This is a genomic window from Shinella sp. GW821-FHT10F02, assembly GCF_058809275.1.
The window spans coordinates 293,920-311,827 of record NZ_JBXASL010000002.1; the positions used below are offsets into that span (position 1 = coordinate 293,920).

The following is a 17,908-nucleotide window of genomic DNA, read 5'->3' on the forward strand; positions in this document are numbered from 1 at the left end:
CAACCGACAGGCACATATCCAGATCGCATGCTCCAGCGATCTCACTCCCGTCGCGGCAATCGGCGATCAACGACATGCACCCTCCGTTCGCCTTGAACACCAGTCACCCCTGACGGGGCTCGCTCCCAACTTAACGAGTGTATACGCTTAATATCGCTTCTGGCAATCGCATTTTTTCGCTGCCTGTATCCTCTATTTGTCCTCAAATTTCAGCAAAAATCGTGGATCTCATCTTTTGGCGATCCCATCGTCTTGTCTTCCCAATTTAAAGCGTATACGCTGGATACTCCACTCCAAGGTCGGGCCATCAAGGCCGCCATAGGGTCGTTACGGGAGAGACAGCCATGCCGAGCGGGAACCAGACCATCGCAATCATCGGCGCCGGACTTGGCGGCGCGGCGGCGGGTGCATTGCTCCAGCATGCCGGCTTCGACGTGAAGGTCTTCGAACAGGCGCCAAGCTTCACCCGCCTCGGCGCAGGCATCCACATGGGGCCGAACGTGCTGAAGATCTTCCGGCGGATCGGCATGGAGCAGAAGCTGGTCGATATCAGCAGCACGCCGAGCCACTGGTTCAGCCGCGACGGCATCACCGGCGAGTACCTTTCCCGCATCCCGCTCGAAGGCTACGGCGCGACCTATTGCACCGTGCACCGCGGCGATCTGTCGGCGCTGCAGATGGAGACGATGACGCCCGGCACGGTCGAGTTCAACAAGCGGCTGACGCGGCTTGAGGACAACGGCTCCGACGTCTATCTCGAATTCCAGGACGGCACGTCGACCCGCGCGGCGATCGTCATCGGTGCCGACGGCATCAATTCCCGTGTCCGTGAAACCCTGCTCGGCGCCGAACGCCCGAACTACAGCGGTTGGGTCGGCCACCGCGCGATGATCTCGGCCGAAAAGCTGAAGAAGCTCGACCTCACATTCGAGGACTGCGTCAAGTGGTGGGGACCGGACCGGCATATGATGGTGTACTACACCACGAGCCGTCGTGACGAATATTATTACGTCACCGGCGTGCCCCATGCCGCCTGGGAATTCGATGGCGCCTTCGTCCAGAGCAGCCGCGAGGAAATGTTCGATGCCTTCGCCGGCTATCATCCGGTGATCCAGGCCCTGATCGAAGCCACGGACGACGTCACCAAGTGGCCGTTGTTCAATCGCAACCCGCTGCCGCTGTGGAGCCAGGGCCGCATGGTCCTGCTCGGCGATGCCTGCCACCCCATGAAGCCGCATATGGCGCAGGGGGCGGCCATGGCGATCGAGGATGCGGCTATGCTGGCGCGCTGCCTTCAGGAAGTTGGCCCCAATGCCTATGCAACGGCCTTCGCCCTCTACGAGGCGAACCGCCGCGAGCGCGCCACGCGCGTACAGACGGTCTCGAACGCCAACACATTCCTGCTCGCGCAGGAAGACCCGTCCTGGGTCTATGGCTACGACATCTACGCCCAGCCGCTCCGCGACAAGAGTGTCGCATGAGCGCGGCCCTGCTTTACGGCGCCAATGTCTTTGCCAACGGCATTCGCCAGCACTACCTGCGCTACGGCGGCAAGGGCTCCGCAGTCATCCTCATTCCGGGCATCACCAGCCCGGCGATCACCTGGGGATTCGTCGCCGAGCGGCTGGCGGAGCGCCATGATGTCTATGTGCTCGACGTCCGCGGCCGCGGTTTGTCCGCCACCGGGCCGGACCTCGACTACGGCCTCGACGCGATGGCCGCCGACGTCGTCGGCTTCGCCGATGCGCTCGGTCTTTCCGCCCCGGCGCTCCTCGGCCACTCCATGGGGGCCCGCATCGCAATGCGCGCCGCGGTGTTGGGCAAGGCCGGCTTTGCCCGTCTCGCGCTGATCGATCCCCCCGTCTCCGGCCCCGGCCGCCGGCCCTATCCGAGCAAGCTGCCCTGGTACGTCGATTCCGTCCGTCTTGCCGCGCAGGGTATCGATGCGGAAGGCATGAAGGCCTTCTGCCCGACCTGGAGCGAGGCCCAGCTGCGGCTTCGTGCCGAGTGGCTGCACACCTGCTACGAGCCGGCCATCGTCACCGCCTTCGAGGATTTCCACCGCGACGATATCTTTCCGGATTTCGCGAAGATCGAACAGCCGGCGATGCTCATGGTGGCGGGACGCGGTGGCGTGATTGCAGCCGAGGATGAAGCGGAAATCCGTGGCCTCAATCCGGCAATCGAAATCACCCGTGTCGCCAATGCGGGCCACATGATCCCCTGGGACGACTTCGACGGCTTCTTCGAAGCCCTCGGCGATTTCCTGTCGAGATAACTGCGTGCCGGGCTCCGGCCCGCCATTTTCATTGCCGTCGCGATGCCTTCGGGAGTCGCTTTCATTCTTCCAAGGAGTGTTGCCGTGCAAAAAACCTATCGTATCGGCCAGATCGTGCCGAGTTCCAACACGACGATGGAAACGGAAATTCCGGCGATGCTGACGGCCCGCCAGATGATCCGTCCAGAGCGCTTTACCTTCCACTCCAGCCGCATGCGGATGAAAAAGGTGGTCAAGGAAGAACTGGCCGCCATGGATGCCGAATCCGATCGCTGCGCGATCGAGCTGTCCGATGCCCGCGTCGATGTTCTGGGCTATGCCTGCCTGGTTGCCATCATGGCCATGGGGCTTGGTTATCATCGCCAGTCCGAGGCACGCCTGACCGGGCGCACCCGCGAAAACGAGACGGACATCCCCGTCGTCACCAGTGCCGGCGCCCTGATCGAGGGATTGAAGGTGATGAAGGCAAAGAAGATCGCCGTCGTCGCGCCCTACATGAAGCCGCTGACGGAACTCGTGGTGAATTATATCCGCGAGGAAGGCTTCGAGGTGGTGGACTGGAGGGCGCTGGAAATTCCCGACAATCTCGATGTTGCCCGCCACGATCCGGAAAACCTGCCGGCCATCGTCCAGACGCTAGATCTCTCCGATGTCGACGTCATCGTGCTGTCCGCCTGCGTGCAGATGCCGTCTTTGCCGGTCATCGCCAAAGTCGAAGCCCTCACAGGCAAGCCAGTGATCACCGCCGCCGCCGCAACCACCTATTGCATGCTGAAATCGCTCGGGCTGGAAGCCATCTCGCCCGGTGCGGGCGCGCTCCTGTCCGGCGCTTATTGAGGAAGGCGCCATGCAGAGCGCCGAAGCCAACTATCAGGGTGTCTGGGGCAACCGCATCGGTTTCGGCCAAAGGCCGGCCCTTCTCGTCATCGATTTCCTCAAGGCCTACACGACCGAAGGTGCCCCGCTCTATGCGCCGGGCGTGGTGGAGGCCGTTGCTCGAACACCGGAGCTGATCGCCGCCGCCCGGCGCGCTGGTGTTCCCGTCATCCACACGCGTATCCTCTATCTCGCCGAAAACTGCGCCGATGGAGGCATGTGGGTGAAGAAGTCGCCCGTCATGAAGGCCATGGTCGAAGGCAACGTTCTGGCGGAATTCTGCGACGAAGTCCCGCCGGCCGCTAATGAACTCGTCATCGTCAAGCAATATGCCAGCGCCTTCTTCGGCACGAGCCTTGCCTCGCATCTTCACGCGCAGGGCATCGACACGGTCATCCTGGCGGGCTGCTCGACCAGTGGCTGCATCCGGGCGAGCGCGGTCGATGCGGTCCAATACGGGTTCCGCACCATCGTCGTGCGCGACTGCGTCGGCGACCGGCATCCCGATCCGCACAATGCGAACCTCTTCGACATCGACAGCAAGTACGGCGACGTCGTTTCGAGGGAGGAAGCGATCGCAGAAATCGCCAGGGTCAAGACCGACTGTCCGTAACTGTACGAAGCACCGAAGCCTTCAAGCAATAAAGGGAACGAACATGGATCAATTCAGCTTCACGGAAATCTGCCTGCATCAGTTGAAGATGTCAGGCGTCCACGAGGGCGAAAAGCTCATCGTCCTGACCCAGGGCAACGAGCGCCTCGATTACGCCGACGCCTTCATGGCGGCGGGCATGCGTCTTGGTGCCAAGATGTACCACATGCGCCTGCCGCCTGTGCCGCCGGCCGGTGCATGGGCGGTCGGCCAGACCGGACTGGCCGCCATGCCGGACGCGGTGGAGGCCCTGAAGGCCGCCGACATGCTGATCGATTGCATCTTCCTGCTTTTCAGCCCGGAGCAGATGGCGATCCAGGCCTCCGGCACGCGCATCCTTACCGCCGTCGAACCGCCGGAAATTCTCGCCCGCATGCTGCCGACGATGGAACTGCGCGAGCGCGTCGAATTCGCCGGCGGCCTCCTGTCCAAGGCGAAGGTGATGCGGATCACCTCAGAGCACGGCACGGACGTTACCTACAAGCTCAACACCTATCCCGCCATCACCGAATATGCCTGCACGGACGAACCGGGACGCTGGGACCACTGGCCGTCCGGATTTGTCTTCACCGGCGGTGACGACGACGGTGTCGACGGCACAATCGTCGTTGCGCCGGGCGATATCCTACTGCCGCAGAATATCTACGTGCGCGACCCGATCATCTATACGATCGAAAACGGCTGGATCACCGACATCCGCGGCGGCCTAGACGCCGAACTCGTCAAGTCCTACATGGCGGGTTTCAACGACCCACGCGGCATGGGCATGAGCCATGTCGGCTGGGGCCTCAACCAGAACGCCAAGTGGCACCGCATGGTGCCCGGCGAGTTCCCGGGCGGTATGGGAATGGAGGCCCGATCGTTCTACGGCAACGTCATGTTCTCCACTGGCCCGAACAACGAGCTCGGCGGGCCGAACGACACCGCCTGCCATCTCGACATCCCGATGCGCAATTGCTCGCTCTTCCTCGACGACGAGCCGATGGTTCTGAACGGCGACATCGCCGTTAAGGAAATGCAGCACAACTGGAAGTGACAACGGCGATCCTCAAGGACCAATCGACATTCATGATTCCCAAATCGCTTGATGAGTGATTCATAGGTTGCCGTGTTGGACCACGGAGACCTGTGCATGGCGGCGAAGCGATATGAATTGAGCAATGTTCAGTGGGCGAAGATTGCGTCGCTTTTGGCCGGAAAATCTGGCGACCCCGGCCGGACCGGCTCGGATAATCGCTTGCTTATTAATGGTTTCCTCTGGGTATTGCGTTCGGGCGCACATTGGCGCGATCTGCCGGAGCGGTATGGCAAGTGGACGAAGGCGCATAAGCGTTTCAGCCGCTGGTGCCATGCCGGCATATGGGAGCGGGTGTTCGAGACGCTGACTGCCGATCGGGGCAACCAGCATCTGATGATCGGCGGCACGATCGTGCGTGCTCATCAGCAGGCGGCATCGGGAAAAGAGATCGCGCAGCCGCAATCCTCTGGCTGTGATGAACGCCGATTCGTCCTAAACTGATGTCGGCCGCTTCAAGTTCAAGATAGAGCACCTGGAGCTTTCTGGTCATGGGACCGGGTTTCTCCATCGCCGATCACCCGGCCGCCGATGCTTACGACGAGCATCACTTGGCTAAAGGAGGAGGTGTGCAAGGCTTCCGCTACACCTTGCAGAGCGTTAGGCGAAATCACGCCTGTTTGACATAATCAATGCCTCGCGCCAGCCAGCAGCCGAGCGTCAGGCTGGTGACGTTTCCCGCGGCATCGCGGGTGACGCGCAGCGTCCAGTCTCCGGGCGCCGGCGCGTCCATCGAGCGGCGGGTTACGACGATCCAGAGGTCGGGGCCGGCGGGGTAGACGATCTCGGGGCGGCCTGTGCCGAGAAAGCCCTCCGCCCAGAGATAGGTGGCGCCGTCGCGGCATTCGATGACGATATCCGCCTCCAGTTCAGAGGAGCGGTAGCGGCCGGCGAGGCGGGTGTCCGCCACCGGCGGAGCGGTCGGGACAGGCAAGAGCCGCTCGGCGTGATTTTCGTGCGGGCGCTCCATCAACAGGTCCTCGCCCGCGCGGGCAATCTTGACAGTCGCGGAGGCGAGGCTGCCGTCCGGCGCTTCCGATAGGGCCTCGACCGACGTGCCGAACCGCAGGGAGACGGTCTCGCGGCCCGGCTCCAGCCGTGCCAGCAGGCCGGTTTCCTGGCTGATCCACTGCCCCGCCCAGTTCCCGCGCAGCGGCTGTGACACGGGATGGGGCAGGCCGAGTGCCGCGCGCGCGAGCCTGTGCGCCGCGCCATGGGCATCGCCGTGGTGGTTGAACATCACCACGACCGAGAGGCGGGCCTCGGTCGAACACATGCGGTGGGCGCGGAAGCCGCGGAGCGCGCCGCCGTGGCTGGTGAAGGCGAAATCGCCGAGGCGCGAATGCTGCAGGCCGAAACCATAGGCGGCCGGCTTGCCATCGCGGAAGGTCTGCGGCGTGGCGATGCGCTGGTAGAGGCTGGCGGGATCGTCGCGCGTGGCGTCGATCCAGCGCTCATAGGCGAGCATGTCGTCGAGCGAGGCGGAAATGCCGGCATCGCCCCGCCAGTAGATGCCGTTATCCGCGGGCAGGTAGCCGGAGGCGTCGTTGCCTTCGTAGCCGACGACGCCATCCGCCGGCTGGCGGGTGTCGGCGGTCAGCACGGCGCCGGCCATGCCGGCCGGCTGCCAGATGTGGCGGGCGTAAAGGGTTTCGAGCGTCTCGGACGAAACCTCCTCCAGCATGTCCGAAAGAATGCGGAAATTGCCATTGCTGTAGGAATAGCGCGTGCCGGGTGCAAAATGCCCGGTTCGCATGCTGGCGAGGACCGGGCCCGCATCGGCGCGGGAAAAGGTCTGCTCCGCCTTGCCGCCGTGAAGTACGGTGAGCGCCCAGTAATCGCGCAGTCCCGACTGGTTGTTGCAGAGGTCGCGCACCGTGGGAAGCGGGTCTTCGAAGTTCGGCAGGTGTGCGGGAAGACGCGCATCCAGGGCCTCGGGCTCGCCGCACACGGCGAGCATGGCCGCGCAGGTGAACTGCTTGGAGATCGAGCAGATCGGCAGCCGCGTGTCGGGCGTCATTGCATGCCGCTCGTCGAGGTTCGAAAACCCCCAGGCGCGGCGCGCCACGACTTGCCCTTCGCTGACCACCCCGATAACGCCACCCGGCCCCTGGAACCGGGCGGGAAGGGCGTCGATCTCCGCTTCGAGCCGTTTGTCGTCGATTTTGGTCATGCCGCGCTTTCCGTTGCGAATCTCACCGGCGGATATTGGTCCGTTCGCGAGCCGCTTAGCAACATGTCAAAAATCCGGGTCGCGCCCCTCACCCGCGGCGGTGGCCCGAGACTTCCGCCCCGGCGTCACGCGGCAGCGCCAGGAAGCGCAGCGCCGAAACGAAGCCGATCACGGCGATGCAGAGGAAGGCGGCGCGGATATCCGTCAGCATCCCGCCACCGCCGGCCTCCGGGAAAAAGGTGGAGGCGAGGCGGATGACCACGGCGGCGACGGCAACGCCGAGAAGCTGCGACAGCTGCTGCAACATGGCCGAGATCGTCGTTGCCGCACTGCGCTGTGCCGGGGTCACATCGGCAAAAGCGATGGTCGTCAGCGCGGTGAACTGCATCGAGCGCGACAGGCCGCAGGCGATCAGCAGGCCGAAGAGCAGCAGGCGTGGCGTCCCGCCGTCGACGAAGGCGAAGGCACCGATGGTCAGCGCCGCGACCAGGCCGTTGACGACGAGCAGCGAGCGGAAGCCGAAGAGGCGGAGTGCGGGGGTCGTAACGCTCTTCATCAAGAGGTTGCCGAGGAAATAGACGAGCACGAGCGAGCCTGTCTCCACCGCGTCGTAGCCAAGGCCGACCTGGAACAGCAAGGGCAGCAGGAAGGGTGTTGCATTGACCGCGAGCCGCCCTGCCGTGCCGGCTGAAAGCGTCGCGAAGGCGAAGGTCGGCACCTTCAGCACGGCCATGTCGAGCAGGGCATGCGGCGCGCGCTTGAGATGGCGGATGGCGAGCGTGCCGGCGACGAGGCCCGCAGCGAGGATCGTGAGCGCACCGACGCCACCCGTCGAGGCGCTGGAGAGCTCCAGCCCCGCCAGCGTCAGCGCCAGCGCGCCGCCGGTCAGGAGAAAGCCCGGCAGATCGAAGGGGCGCGGCCCCTCGCCCGGTGCATGCGGCACGAAGAAGGCGACGAGCACGACGCCGAGAAAGCCGAGCGGCAGGTTGATGAAGAAATTCCACTCCCAGCCGGCGTGGGTGGTGATCCAGGCGCCGATCAGCGGGCCAATGACGGGGGCAATCAAAGCCGGCCAGGTGATGGTAGCGATCGCCCGCACCAGTTCCGCCTTCGGCGCGCCGCGCAGCACGAGCTGGCGCCCGACCGGCGTCATCAGCGCGGCGGATGCGCCCTGGAACAGCCGCGCCGCGGTGAATTCTGCCAGCGAGCCGGAAAAGCCGCACGCGACGGAGGACAGCGTGAAGAGCACGATGGCGGAAAGGAACACCGCGCGGGCGCCAAAACGATCGGCGAGCCAGCCGGCGGGCGGAATGAACACCGCCATTGCCAGGAGATAGGCCGTGAAGCCGATGTTCAGCGTCACCACATCCGTGGAAAAGGCATGCGCCATCGCCGGCAGCGACGTCGCGATGATCGTGCTGTCGAGCATCTGCATGAAAAACGCCACGGCGACGACGGCCGGGACGATGCGGGTGCGGTGAAGCGGTATCGGCGAAGCGGGAATGGAGGACATCACAATCAACAAAAAGGGGCGCCGGCGCGAACACGCCGACGCCCAAACCTACGCTATCAGTTGCTGGCGGCAACCCTCTTGAGCGCCGCGTCGTAGAACGAACGGTCGATCCAGGTCGTGTAGTCGACCTTGCCCTTCAGAAGCTCGGCGTCCGCCATGAAGGTTTCCTCGCCCTGAAGCGCCCGCACAGCCTCTTCGCTGATTTCCGGATTCTGGAAGAACTTTCCGTCCGGATAGGTCGCGCGCACGGCCTTGTCACTGCTGCCGGTCTCCTTGACGAAGATCGCGATCGTCTCTTCCGGATTGGCGTCGGCCCAGCGGTCGGTTGCGATATCGACGGCCAGCAGGCGCGTCACGATATCGGGGTACTTGCGGGCGAAATCGCCATTGACGCTGATGAGATGCGGCACGGCCCATTCCGGCTTTCCCGACACGCCGGCATCGAAGATCACGCGCGCCACGCCCTTTTCGACGAGCGTCTGGACCGGGCCGGTGCTTTCGACGATGGCATCGACATCACCGCGCACCAGCGCCGGACCGGAGCTTTCAATGCCGAGGTTCAGGCTTTCGACGTCGGTGAGCGACAGGCCGGCTGCCTTCAGCGCCTTGGCGAAGGTCGAATGGCGCACCGTGCCCGAGAGATAGGCGACCTTCTTGCCCTTCAGGTCCTCGATCTTCTGGATCGGCGAATCCGGCTTGACGACGATCTGCGTCTCGTTCGAGCGGTTCCAGCTGGAAAGGCCGATGAGCTTCACGTCCGCGCCGGTGGCAGCAAGGCGCAGCGACGGGTTGTTGCCGATATAGGTGAAGTCGATGGCACCGGAGCCGAGTGCCACGGTCGCCGCCGAGCCACCGTCGAAGGTGGTCAGCTCGATCTTGATGCCGTCCTTGGCGAACTCGTTCTCCAGGAGCTTCTTGTTGCGGTAGAGGATGAATTTCAGGTGGCCCGGCGCGGTGGAGCCGATGCGGATGACCTCCGGCTTCGCCTCGTCGGCGACAGCGGGGGCAAGGCCAGCGACCGGCAGGATGGAGAGCGCGAGCGCCAGTTTCAGAAGGGTTCGGCGAAGCGGATGAAGGGTCATGGATTGATCCTTTCGAGATCGATGGTTCAAGGATGGGTGCGTTTCAAAAGGCTCAGTTCGGGCCGCTTTCGCCGCTGCCGCGCCAATGCGTGGCGCGCCGTTCACCAGCAACGAGCAGGTAGTTGAGCAGGAGGCCGATGATCGTCAGCGTCAGGATGCCGGCATACATGCGGTCGGTTTCGAGCATCAGCGAGGAGTGCTGGATGAGGTAGCCGATGCCGGACTGGGCAGCGAGCATCTCCGCCGCGATGACCGAGAAGAGCGAGGTTTTTACGCCGAGCCGGGCACCCGCGACGATCGAGGGAATGGCGGATGGGAAGATCACCTTCTTGAAGAGGTCCCAGTCCGACGTGCCCATGGAGCGTGCCGCCTTGACGAGCAGCGGATCGACCGACTTCACGCCGACGATCGTGTTGATCAGCAGGAAGAACACGGCGGCGTAGAAGGTGATGGCGATCTTCGAGGCTTCGCCGATGCCGAGCAGCAGGATGAAGACCGGCAGCAGCGCGAATTGCGAGGTGTTGCGCAGCGTCTGCACGAGAAAATCCGACGCCTTCTCGAACAGTGTATAACGCCCCATCAAAAAGCCGAGCGGCACGGCGACGACGACGGCCAGCGCAAAGCCGATCGCCGCCCGTTGCAGGCTGATGCCGATATGGTCGGCCAGCTGGCCGGAGACGATCATCTCCCACAGCACCGAAAGCACCTGGCTCAGCGGCGGGAAGAACAGCGAATTGATCCAGCCGGCACGCGGCGCGATCTCCCAGAGCAGCGCGAAGGCGATCAGCGCCGGCAGGCCGAGTGTGATGGTGGAGAAGGTTTCGCCAAGCGCCGTCGGCGCCTTCGGCAGCGCGCGCTTGCGGCGCAGCGAAAAGGTGTTGCGAAGCGGCGGATTGCGGTCGACGATCAGGCTCATCCGATCCTCCCTCAGTTGGCGTAGGTGGAAGCAACGGCCCAGTCGCGCTGGGCCTTGCCGACTTCGTCGCGCAGGCTTTCCCAGACGCGGCCGCGATAGGCGTTGAAGTCCGGGCTGTTGCGGATATCGAGATCGCGCGGGCGCGGCAGGTCGATGTCGACGATCTCCTTGACGCTCGCCGGGCGCGCCGTCATCACCACGACGCGGTCGGCGAGATAGATCGCCTCGTCGATGGAGTGTGTGACGAAGACGACGGTCGTCTTGATCTGTTCCCAGATGCGCAGCAGCTCGCTTTGCAGGATGTCGCGCGTCTGGGCGTCGAGCGCGGCAAAGGGCTCATCCATCAGCAGCACCTGCGGATCGGTGGAGAGCGCGCGGGCAATCGCCACGCGCTGCTGCATGCCGCCGGAAAGCTGCGAGGGGAAACGGTCTTCAAAGCCTTGAAGGCCGAAGAGATGCAGGAAATGCAGCGCTTTCTCGCGCCGCTCGGCAGCGGCGACACCGCGCACCTCCAGAGCATATTCGACATTCTGCAAGGCCGTGCGCCACGGGAACAGCGCATATTGCTGGAAGACGTAAGCCGTGCGGGCATGCGGCTTCGATACCTCGATGCCGTCGATGCGGGCGATGCCGGAGGTCGCCTCGGTCAGCCCGGCGATCACGTCGAGCAGCACCGACTTGCCGCTGCCGGAGGGGCCGACCAGCGTGATGAACTCGCCGCTGTTGATGGTGAGGTCGACGCCATCCAGCACCGCGATGCGGTTCGAGGTGACGCCGTCGACGGTCACGGTCTGGCCGGGCTTCAGGTTGAAGGATTTTCGGACGGCGCTGACGGCGATGCGTTCCATGGTCAAAGTCTCCTTCTCAGACCTGCGCCACTCGGATGTGGCGGGTCGGGTCGTTCTGTGCGCCTCCGGCGCGCCCGCGGCTCCAGCCAAGGGAGCGGGCATAGGCGCCGAAGAGGTCGCGTTCGAGGACGTCGGGCTCGGTGATGCCGATCGGGCCATCCGCATGTTCGGCGACGTAGAGGGCATCGGTCGGGCAATAGATTTCGCAGAGGAAGCAGGTCTGGCAGTCGTCCTGGCGGGCGATGACGGGCAGGCCCGTCTCGTCGCGGTCGAAGACGAAAGCCGGGCAGATGCGTTCGCAGATATCGCAGCGGATGCAGCGGTCGGCGGAGATGACTTCGATCATCGCTCAGCCCTCCAACGCGGTTTCGAGGGCAAGGTCTTCACGCACCGCCGTCACCCGGTCGAGGCCGGAGACGATGATGCGGTTTGCCTGTGCGTCGCTCTCGGCGGGAAAATCGTGGCGGCGGTGCACGCCACGGCTTTCGGTGCGCAGCGAGGCCGCCGCGACGGTCCAGCGGGCGCTGGCGGTGACCGAGGCGACCTCGCGGGAGCGCAGGCGTTCGATGCCGGTCGTGGACGGCGCCTGGTTCAAGCTCGACCAAAGGTCTTCGAGCGTGACGCGGCTCGCCTCAAGTGTCTCCGCCGTGCGCCAATAGCTCTTGTCGAGCGGGGCGATCTGGTCGTGGGCGGTGCGGGCCGCGGCGGCGAGGTCGATATCCTCGCGCTCGGCGCTGCCGCGCAGGCCCGTCGTGCCGAGCGGCTGCAATCGCGTGCTGTCGCGGCCCTGCCGGCGGCGGGCGTGTTGAGCGGCGCCATGGCCGGCCCACCAGCCGCTGGAAATGGCCCAGGAGGCATTGACGGCGCCGCCGCCCGAGATGCCGCCGGTCACGTTCTCACGGCTGGCAGCGTCACCGGCAGCGTAGAGGCCGGAAATGCCGGTGCCGCAATCGGACGTGACGATGCGGATGCCGCCGGTGCCGCGCACCGTACCCTCATATTTGAGGTCGATGCGGAAGAGTTCTTCGAACGGGTTGATGCCCATGCGCTCATAGGGCTGGAAACAGTTCGGCTGGCCGCGCCGCAGCCAGTCCTGCATGGCGGGTTCGGCGAGATCGAGCCGGGCATAGACCGGGCCGGACAGCATGGCTTCCGCCACCCTCCGCTCGCCGCCGCCGATGCCGTTCGTCACGGGCTCGCCCTTGGCATCGCGCAGCACCTCGCCGTCGGCGCGGTAGAACGTGGCCCAGCGGAAGGGCAGGCCCTTGTTGAGCGACGAGCCGTGCGGGGCAAGCGTGTATTTGCCGGTGAATTCCATGCCGGACAGCGCGGCGCCCGCTTCCGCGGCGAAGAGATAGCCGTCGCCAGTCAGGCCGGTGCCGCCGAGGATGCGTTCGAAGAAGGCACAGCCGCCTGTCGCAAGCACGACCGCACCGGCGGACACCTCGAAGCTCGCGCCGTTGCGACGCACCAATCCCGCGGCGCCGCCGACATGGTTTTCATCGCCGAGCAGTTCCAGGATCGGATGATGGTCGAGAATGGTGACGCCGGCCTTCTGCACGCGCTGGCGCATGAAGCGCATGTAGTCCGGCCCGCGCAGATTGGCGATGTAGAGACTGCCGTCCTCCTCGGTCGGGAAGGGGTAGCCCCATTCAACGAGTTTCTGCAGGTTTTCATAGGCCCGGTCGGCGGAGCGCAGCATCCAGCGGCGATCGGCGAGGCCCGCGGTGCGCTTGAAGCGCTGCTCGACGGAAGCCGCACGACCCTCGCCCGGAGGAACGCACCAAGTGCCGGTGTTGGAGGGGGCCGTTGCACCGCTCGTGCCGTGATAGCCCTTGTCCGCCAGCACGACACGCGCGCCGGCTTCGGCCGCCGACAGCGCCGCCCAGGCGGCAGATGGCCCGCCGCCGACGACGAGCACGTCCGTTTCGATGCGGCGCCCGTCCTGCGTGGGCTCTTCCTTGCGACGCGATGCCATGATGGTCCGGTTTTTGGGGTGAAAGACGGTGCCGGCCCTTGCGGGCCGGCAGGGCATGCCTGTTCAGGCGGCGGCGGAGAACCAGGAGGGTTCGTTGCCGGCGGTCCACTTGATGTTGCAGCCGATCGACGGGGTCTGGGCCGAACCGGCGGCTTCGCCCTTCAGCACGGCAGCGACGGCCGCGCGCAGGTCGGCACCGGTCACGTCCTTGCCGTTGCCCGGGCGGGCATCGTCGAACTGGCCGTGATAGGCGAGCTTGCGCTCGCGGTCATAGAGGAAGAAATCCGGCGTGCAGGCCGCGCCATAGGCCTTGGCGACGCCCTGCGAGGCATCCTTGAGATAGGGGAAGCCGTAGCCGTAGGTCTTCACTTCGGCGCCGACGCGCTCCAGCGTTTCTTCGGGATGCGCCGCTCCGTCATTGCTGTTGATCGCCACGACGGCGAGGCCCTGGCCGGCATGTTCGCGGGCAAATTCGGCGAGCGCTTCGCGGATCAGCACGACGAAGGGGCAGCGGTTCGAGATGAAGGCGACGAGCAGCGCGGGGCTGTCCTTGAATTCGGCAAGGGTGAACAGATTGCCGTCCGCATCCGGCAGGACGAAGTCCGGTGCGCGGGTTCCGAGCGTGATGGGGTTGGATTCGGTCTTGGGCATGGTATCCTCCTGGCAAGCCAACGGGGATAATAATCTAGATATTACATAGATTTTATAGATACCATTTTCCAAGCAATCCGCCCCATGGAGTTATTGTTGGTGCCATAAGGGTCGCCCGGCGCAATCTTTTTGCGGGAGGCCTGCTGCCGCTCCCTCGCCCCTCCAAATGGCTGTTTGATTAAATCGAGTGGATTTACTACCAGATTCCGCCAGGCGGACGGGCGCGCGCCAGTCGAACCGGAGGAGGCCATCGTGGATTATCTCGTCAATCTCTCGCTGCTGAAACCCTATCCGGCGCTCGACGCGCGCATGACGGAAGCGGGCGTGACGATCCGCCGGCCGCTGGCACCCGAAGCCCGGCTCGTCACCGAATGGGTGGCGGAAAAGTTCGAAACGGGCTGGTCGAGCGAGGTCGCGGTCGCGCTGACCCGCCAGCCGCCCACCTGTTTCATCGCGACGCGGGCGAAAAAGCTCGTCGGCTTTGCCTGCCACGAATCGATCGCCCGCGGCTTCTTCGGGCCAACCGGCGTCGACGAGGCGGCGCGCGGCCTCGGCATCGGCCATGCGCTGCTGCTCGCAAGCCTCTTCGACCTCAAGACCATGGGCTACGCCTACGCCATCATCGGCGATGTCGGCCCCTCGGCCTTCTACGAGAAGACGGTCGGCGCCACCGCCATTCCCAATTCCGCACCCGGCGTCTATGCCGGCATGCTCGACGTCTAGGAAACCCCATGCCGACACTCGACTTCGAGACCGTCTGGATTCCCGAAACGACGGCCTACAGCCTGAGCCTCAAAAACCTCGGCACAAGCGCGATCCGCGGCTTCCGCCTGTGTTTCAGCGGCCCCTGCCAGGTCGACGCTACGGCCGTTGCCGAGGGCGGCACGGTGGGCAGGACGCTCTCCACCTTCACGGAACTCCTGCCGCCGGAAGGCTTCGTGCTTGCGCCCGGCGCCACCTGGACCATCACCCTCAAGGGTCTGGGCTTCGCGCTCCAGCATTGGACGGACGGCGCGCGCGGCGCCTATCTCGCCTTCGACGACGGCAGTACGCTCACGCTCGCCACCTCGCCGACGCAGCGCATGGGTGGCAATGCTACGCCGAAGCGCGGCGTGGCGCCCTTCCCTGTCCCCGCGAACGCGCCGGCACCGGTTTCGGTCATCCCTTGGCCCAACCATGTCGCGGTCTCCGGCCGCAATGCCGTGCCGCCGGGGCTGACGCTTCTACCGGACGGCGCGGAGGCCACGGCAGCCGCCGCAGCCTTCACCCGACTGGTGGAGGTGCTCTTCACCGTCGAGGGAGTCGTTCGACCCGCCGAGGAGGGCGGCATGCCGGTGCATCTCCATCGCAGGGACGGCTTTGCCGCCGAAGCCTACGAGGTCACCTTCTCGCTCGGCTCGGTGACGATTGCAGCCTCCACCGAGACCGGCCTGTTCTACGGTCTCGTGACGCTCGGCCAGGTCTGGCGCGGCGCGCGGCATTTTCCACAGGCCTACACGTTCCCTGCTGACGGGCGGATCGCGGACGCACCGGCCGTGGGCTGGCGCGGGCTGCATCTCGATGTCGCCCGCCAGTTCTACGGCGCGGCGGAGATCAAGCGGCTGCTCGCCATCCTCGCCTGGAACAAGCTCAACCGCTTCCACTGGCACCTGTCCGACGACGAAGCCTGGCGCGTCGAAATCGATGCCTATCCTGCGCTTACCGAAGTCGGCGCCTGGCGCGGCCATGGTCTTGCGATCCCGCCCTTGCTCGGCACCGGGCCGGAGCGCAGCGGCGGTTATTACACCAAGGCCGCCATCCGCGAGATCGTCGCTTACGGACGGGAGATCGGCATCGAGATCGTGCCGGAGATCGACGTGCCCGGTCATTGCCATGCCTTGCAACAGGCCATTCCGGACCTGCGCGACCCCCAGGAAAAGGGCAGCTATTTCTCCGTCCAGGGTTTTCCGGACAATTGCCTCAACCCGGCGCGTGAAAAAACCTACGAAGTGATGGAAACGATCCTCAGGGAGCTGATAGAATTGTTTCCTTTCCGCACGATCCATATCGGCGCCGACGAGGTGCCGATCGGCGCCTGGTCGGGCTCCCCGGAGGCGCTGGCAAAACTCCGCGAGATCGGCGGCGATGCCATGGCCGAGGCCCATGCCAAAAGGCTCAATGTGATCACCAACACGCACGGCGCCGACGCCATCGAGGGGTCCGGGGCTGCCGTGCTCCAGGCGCTCTTCCTGGAGCGTGTGCAAAAATTCCTCGCCGCCGAGGGCTGCATTACCGGCGGCTGGCAGGAGGCCGCGCATGGCAATCTCATCGACAAGGACACCACCTATCTCTGCGGCTGGCGGGACGTGGCGGTTTCGGCCGCCCTTGCCGGCGAGGGCTACAGCATGGTCGTCTGCCCCGGCCAGGCCTATTACCTCGACATGGCGCACAGCCCCGACTGGGACGAACCCGGCGCAAGCTGGGCCGGCGCCTCGACGCCGGAAGCGACCTATGCCTTCGATCCCATCGCCGGCTGGAGCGCTGCGCAGAAGGAGAAGCTGCGGGGCGTGCAGGCCTGCATCTGGTCCGAACCGATGCTGGACCGCGCGGTCTTCGACCGCCTCGTCTTCCCGCGCCTTTCGGCCATCGCCGAAACCGGCTGGACGCAGCCGGAGCACAAATCCTGGGACCGCTTCCGGGCCTGCGTCGGCCTCATGCCGGCGCTCTATTCATAAGCGCTAGAAATTGCTCTGGAGGCGATAGCGAGAACCCGGATAGAGCAACCGTACGGTGGTCACCACCCGGTCCTGCGACCAGGTACGGCGGCGGATGAGGATGCAGGGCTCCGAGCGGGCAATCGCCAGCACCTTGCATTCCCAGGGCTGCGGCAGCACCGCCTCGATGAACTGCTCCGTCTTGGCGATCGGCGCGATGCTCGTCAAAAAGGCGTTCGGCGTGGTGTGGGAAAAATCCTGCTCCAGATAATCCGGCGCGATGGCGGGGTTGACGAAGCGGTCTTCCAGCTGGATCGGCACGTCGTCTTCATTGTGCACGATGACCGAGTGGAAGGACTGTGCGCCGACGTCGAGCTCCAGCGCAGCCGCCAGTTCGTGGCCGCAGGTCTCGCTCTGGGCGAGGATAAGCTCGATGCGATGCACCGAGCCGCGCTCCAGGATTTCATCGGCGATGTTGCGCACGCCGAGCGCCGGCGCGCTGCGCTTCTTCGGCGCGACGAACGAGCCCTTGCCCTGCACGCGGGTGATGACGCCCTCGTTGGCGAGTTCGCGCAGCGCCCGGTTCGCGGTCATGCGGCTGACGCCCAGCATGTCCACCAGCTCGTTCTCCGAGGGAATGCGGTGATTGACCGGCCATTCGCCGGTTTCGATCTTCGCCCGGATCTGCGTCTTCATGCGCTCGTAGATCGGTGCGCCGCGCTCGCCCGCATCCTTCGCCAGCAGTCCGGCGTCTTCATTCAGCATTGCCGTGGCTCCCCGCGTTCAAACCTCAGTACCTGCTTACAAAATATGCCGGATAAAGTAAGCACAGTTTTCACCCAGCGCCATCCACTTGTCTACTAGCCTTCATCAAGTTACATATACAACTTTGGCCTTTTATTGATGGATTCCAATGGACTTTCCGCGACGTGTTTTCTCCGAGCCGAGATGCCCAGAAAAGCCTGAAAAATAGGCCAGACTGCCCGAAAAACAGGCCTTGTCCGCCAGTCCAACCATAAATGCACCAATCCATCACCGGCGCTTAATGCGACATCCAATGTCGCGGACGAAGATGCACCTTGCAGGGCGATATGACATTCATTACAAGACAAGTTGTATAGTGAACTTAATGAACAGGCGGCCTGAGGTCGCGGAGGCTGCGCATGACCTGAG

At 64.7% G+C, this 17,908-nt stretch carries 16 protein-coding genes and 1 pseudogene; 8 read left to right on the forward strand and 9 right to left on the reverse strand.

Annotated features, from left to right (window positions below):
- The first annotated feature begins 344 nt into the window (after window positions 1-344).
- The 6 genes and pseudogenes from AC1RWL_RS07275 to AC1RWL_RS07300 form a co-directional block, all read left to right on the forward strand.
- A complete protein-coding gene (locus AC1RWL_RS07275; RefSeq protein ID WP_493094077.1) occupies window positions 345-1,481 on the forward strand; it encodes an FAD-dependent monooxygenase in 1,137 nt (378 codons plus the stop codon).
- A complete protein-coding gene (locus AC1RWL_RS07280; RefSeq protein WP_493094078.1) occupies window positions 1,478-2,278 on the forward strand; it encodes an alpha/beta fold hydrolase in 801 nt (266 codons plus the stop codon). Before AC1RWL_RS07275 ends, AC1RWL_RS07280 begins: the two co-directional genes overlap by 4 nt.
- A gap of 84 nt (window positions 2,279-2,362) precedes the next feature.
- A complete protein-coding gene (locus tag AC1RWL_RS07285) occupies window positions 2,363-3,115 on the forward strand; it encodes a maleate cis-trans isomerase family protein (RefSeq protein WP_493094079.1) in 753 nt (250 codons plus the stop codon).
- Between the two features lie 10 nt (window positions 3,116-3,125).
- A complete protein-coding gene (locus AC1RWL_RS07290) occupies window positions 3,126-3,767 on the forward strand; it encodes an N-carbamoylsarcosine amidohydrolase (protein ID WP_493094080.1) in 642 nt (213 codons plus the stop codon).
- 43 nt (window positions 3,768-3,810) lie between these two features.
- Window positions 3,811-4,842 (forward strand): 2,5-dihydroxypyridine 5,6-dioxygenase NicX family protein, encoded by a 1,032-nt coding sequence (locus AC1RWL_RS07295; protein ID WP_493094081.1) that lies wholly within the window; start codon window positions 3,811-3,813, stop codon window positions 4,840-4,842.
- A 96-nt stretch (window positions 4,843-4,938) separates the two neighbouring features.
- A pseudogene (locus AC1RWL_RS07300) lies at window positions 4,939-5,295 on the forward strand (IS5 family transposase); the annotation flags it as partial.
- Between the two features lie 196 nt (window positions 5,296-5,491).
- Here the strand turns inward: AC1RWL_RS07300 and AC1RWL_RS07305 are convergent.
- The 8 genes from AC1RWL_RS07305 to AC1RWL_RS07340 all read right to left on the reverse strand — a co-directional run bounded on the left by AC1RWL_RS07305 (window position 5,492) and on the right by AC1RWL_RS07340 (window position 14,042).
- Window positions 5,492-7,054 (reverse strand): D-aminopeptidase, encoded by a 1,563-nt coding sequence (locus tag AC1RWL_RS07305; protein WP_493094082.1) that lies wholly within the window; start codon window positions 7,052-7,054, stop codon window positions 5,492-5,494.
- An 88-nt stretch (window positions 7,055-7,142) separates the two neighbouring features.
- Window positions 7,143-8,567 carry an MFS transporter gene (locus AC1RWL_RS07310; RefSeq protein WP_493094083.1) on the reverse strand — a complete coding sequence of 475 codons (1,425 nt, stop codon included), beginning with the start codon at window positions 8,565-8,567 and terminating at the stop codon, window positions 7,143-7,145.
- Between the two features lie 56 nt (window positions 8,568-8,623).
- On the reverse strand, window positions 8,624-9,649 hold the full coding sequence (locus AC1RWL_RS07315) for an aliphatic sulfonate ABC transporter substrate-binding protein (RefSeq protein ID WP_493094084.1): 1,026 nt from the start codon (window positions 9,647-9,649) through the stop codon (window positions 8,624-8,626).
- Between the two features lie 52 nt (window positions 9,650-9,701).
- Window positions 9,702-10,565 (reverse strand): ABC transporter permease, encoded by an 864-nt coding sequence (locus AC1RWL_RS07320; RefSeq protein WP_435265693.1) that lies wholly within the window; start codon window positions 10,563-10,565, stop codon window positions 9,702-9,704.
- An 11-nt stretch (window positions 10,566-10,576) separates the two neighbouring features.
- On the reverse strand, window positions 10,577-11,413 hold the full coding sequence (locus tag AC1RWL_RS07325) for an ABC transporter ATP-binding protein (protein WP_256116503.1): 837 nt from the start codon (window positions 11,411-11,413) through the stop codon (window positions 10,577-10,579).
- Window positions 11,414-11,429: 16 nt separating this feature from the next.
- The gene (locus tag AC1RWL_RS07330; RefSeq protein ID WP_435265694.1) at window positions 11,430-11,759 is read right to left on the reverse strand and encodes a 4Fe-4S binding protein; all 330 of its coding nucleotides are present in this window, start codon (window positions 11,757-11,759) and stop codon (window positions 11,430-11,432) included.
- A 3-nt stretch (window positions 11,760-11,762) separates the two neighbouring features.
- On the reverse strand, window positions 11,763-13,391 hold the full coding sequence (locus AC1RWL_RS07335) for an FAD-dependent oxidoreductase (RefSeq protein ID WP_493094086.1): 1,629 nt from the start codon (window positions 13,389-13,391) through the stop codon (window positions 11,763-11,765).
- Window positions 13,392-13,454: 63 nt separating this feature from the next.
- Window positions 13,455-14,042 (reverse strand): thioredoxin family protein, encoded by a 588-nt coding sequence (locus AC1RWL_RS07340; RefSeq protein WP_493094087.1) that lies wholly within the window; start codon window positions 14,040-14,042, stop codon window positions 13,455-13,457.
- Between the two features lie 252 nt (window positions 14,043-14,294).
- Here AC1RWL_RS07340 and AC1RWL_RS07345 point away from each other — a divergent pair, with 252 nt between their 5' ends.
- Entirely contained in the window at window positions 14,295-14,765 is a 471-nt protein-coding gene (locus AC1RWL_RS07345) for a GNAT family N-acetyltransferase (protein ID WP_493094088.1), read from the forward strand.
- Window positions 14,766-14,773: 8 nt separating this feature from the next.
- A complete protein-coding gene (locus tag AC1RWL_RS07350) occupies window positions 14,774-16,756 on the forward strand; it encodes a beta-N-acetylhexosaminidase (protein WP_493094089.1) in 1,983 nt (660 codons plus the stop codon).
- Between the two features lie 3 nt (window positions 16,757-16,759).
- Here the strand turns inward: AC1RWL_RS07350 and hutC are convergent, their stop codons facing one another.
- Window positions 16,760-17,500 (reverse strand): histidine utilization transcriptional repressor HutC, encoded by a 741-nt coding sequence (gene hutC / locus AC1RWL_RS07355; RefSeq protein WP_256116496.1) that lies wholly within the window; start codon window positions 17,498-17,500, stop codon window positions 16,760-16,762.
- Window positions 17,501-17,908 lie beyond the last annotated feature (408 nt).

What these genes read in the sequence shown, in the direction of transcription:
- AC1RWL_RS07335 (WP_493094086.1), bottom strand. Translation starts at nt 13,391, where the DNA reads ATGGCATCGCGTCGCAAGGAAGAGCCCACGCAGGACGGGCGCCGCATC.
- AC1RWL_RS07340 (WP_493094087.1), bottom strand. Translation starts at nt 14,042, where the DNA reads ATGCCCAAGACCGAATCCAACCCCATCACGCTCGGAACCCGCGCACCG.
- AC1RWL_RS07320 (WP_435265693.1), bottom strand. Translation starts at nt 10,565, where the DNA reads ATGAGCCTGATCGTCGACCGCAATCCGCCGCTTCGCAACACCTTTTCG.
- AC1RWL_RS07295 (WP_493094081.1), top strand. Translation starts at nt 3,811, where the DNA reads ATGGATCAATTCAGCTTCACGGAAATCTGCCTGCATCAGTTGAAGATG.
- hutC (WP_256116496.1), bottom strand. Translation starts at nt 17,500, where the DNA reads ATGCTGAATGAAGACGCCGGACTGCTGGCGAAGGATGCGGGCGAGCGC.
- AC1RWL_RS07350 (WP_493094089.1), top strand. Translation starts at nt 14,774, where the DNA reads ATGCCGACACTCGACTTCGAGACCGTCTGGATTCCCGAAACGACGGCC.
- AC1RWL_RS07315 (WP_493094084.1), bottom strand. Translation starts at nt 9,649, where the DNA reads ATGACCCTTCATCCGCTTCGCCGAACCCTTCTGAAACTGGCGCTCGCG.
- AC1RWL_RS07325 (WP_256116503.1), bottom strand. Translation starts at nt 11,413, where the DNA reads ATGGAACGCATCGCCGTCAGCGCCGTCCGAAAATCCTTCAACCTGAAG.
- AC1RWL_RS07305 (WP_493094082.1), bottom strand. Translation starts at nt 7,054, where the DNA reads ATGACCAAAATCGACGACAAACGGCTCGAAGCGGAGATCGACGCCCTT.
- AC1RWL_RS07330 (WP_435265694.1), bottom strand. Translation starts at nt 11,759, where the DNA reads ATGATCGAAGTCATCTCCGCCGACCGCTGCATCCGCTGCGATATCTGC.
- AC1RWL_RS07275 (WP_493094077.1), top strand. Translation starts at nt 345, where the DNA reads ATGCCGAGCGGGAACCAGACCATCGCAATCATCGGCGCCGGACTTGGC.
- AC1RWL_RS07280 (WP_493094078.1), top strand. Translation starts at nt 1,478, where the DNA reads ATGAGCGCGGCCCTGCTTTACGGCGCCAATGTCTTTGCCAACGGCATT.
- AC1RWL_RS07290 (WP_493094080.1), top strand. Translation starts at nt 3,126, where the DNA reads ATGCAGAGCGCCGAAGCCAACTATCAGGGTGTCTGGGGCAACCGCATC.
- AC1RWL_RS07310 (WP_493094083.1), bottom strand. Translation starts at nt 8,567, where the DNA reads ATGTCCTCCATTCCCGCTTCGCCGATACCGCTTCACCGCACCCGCATC.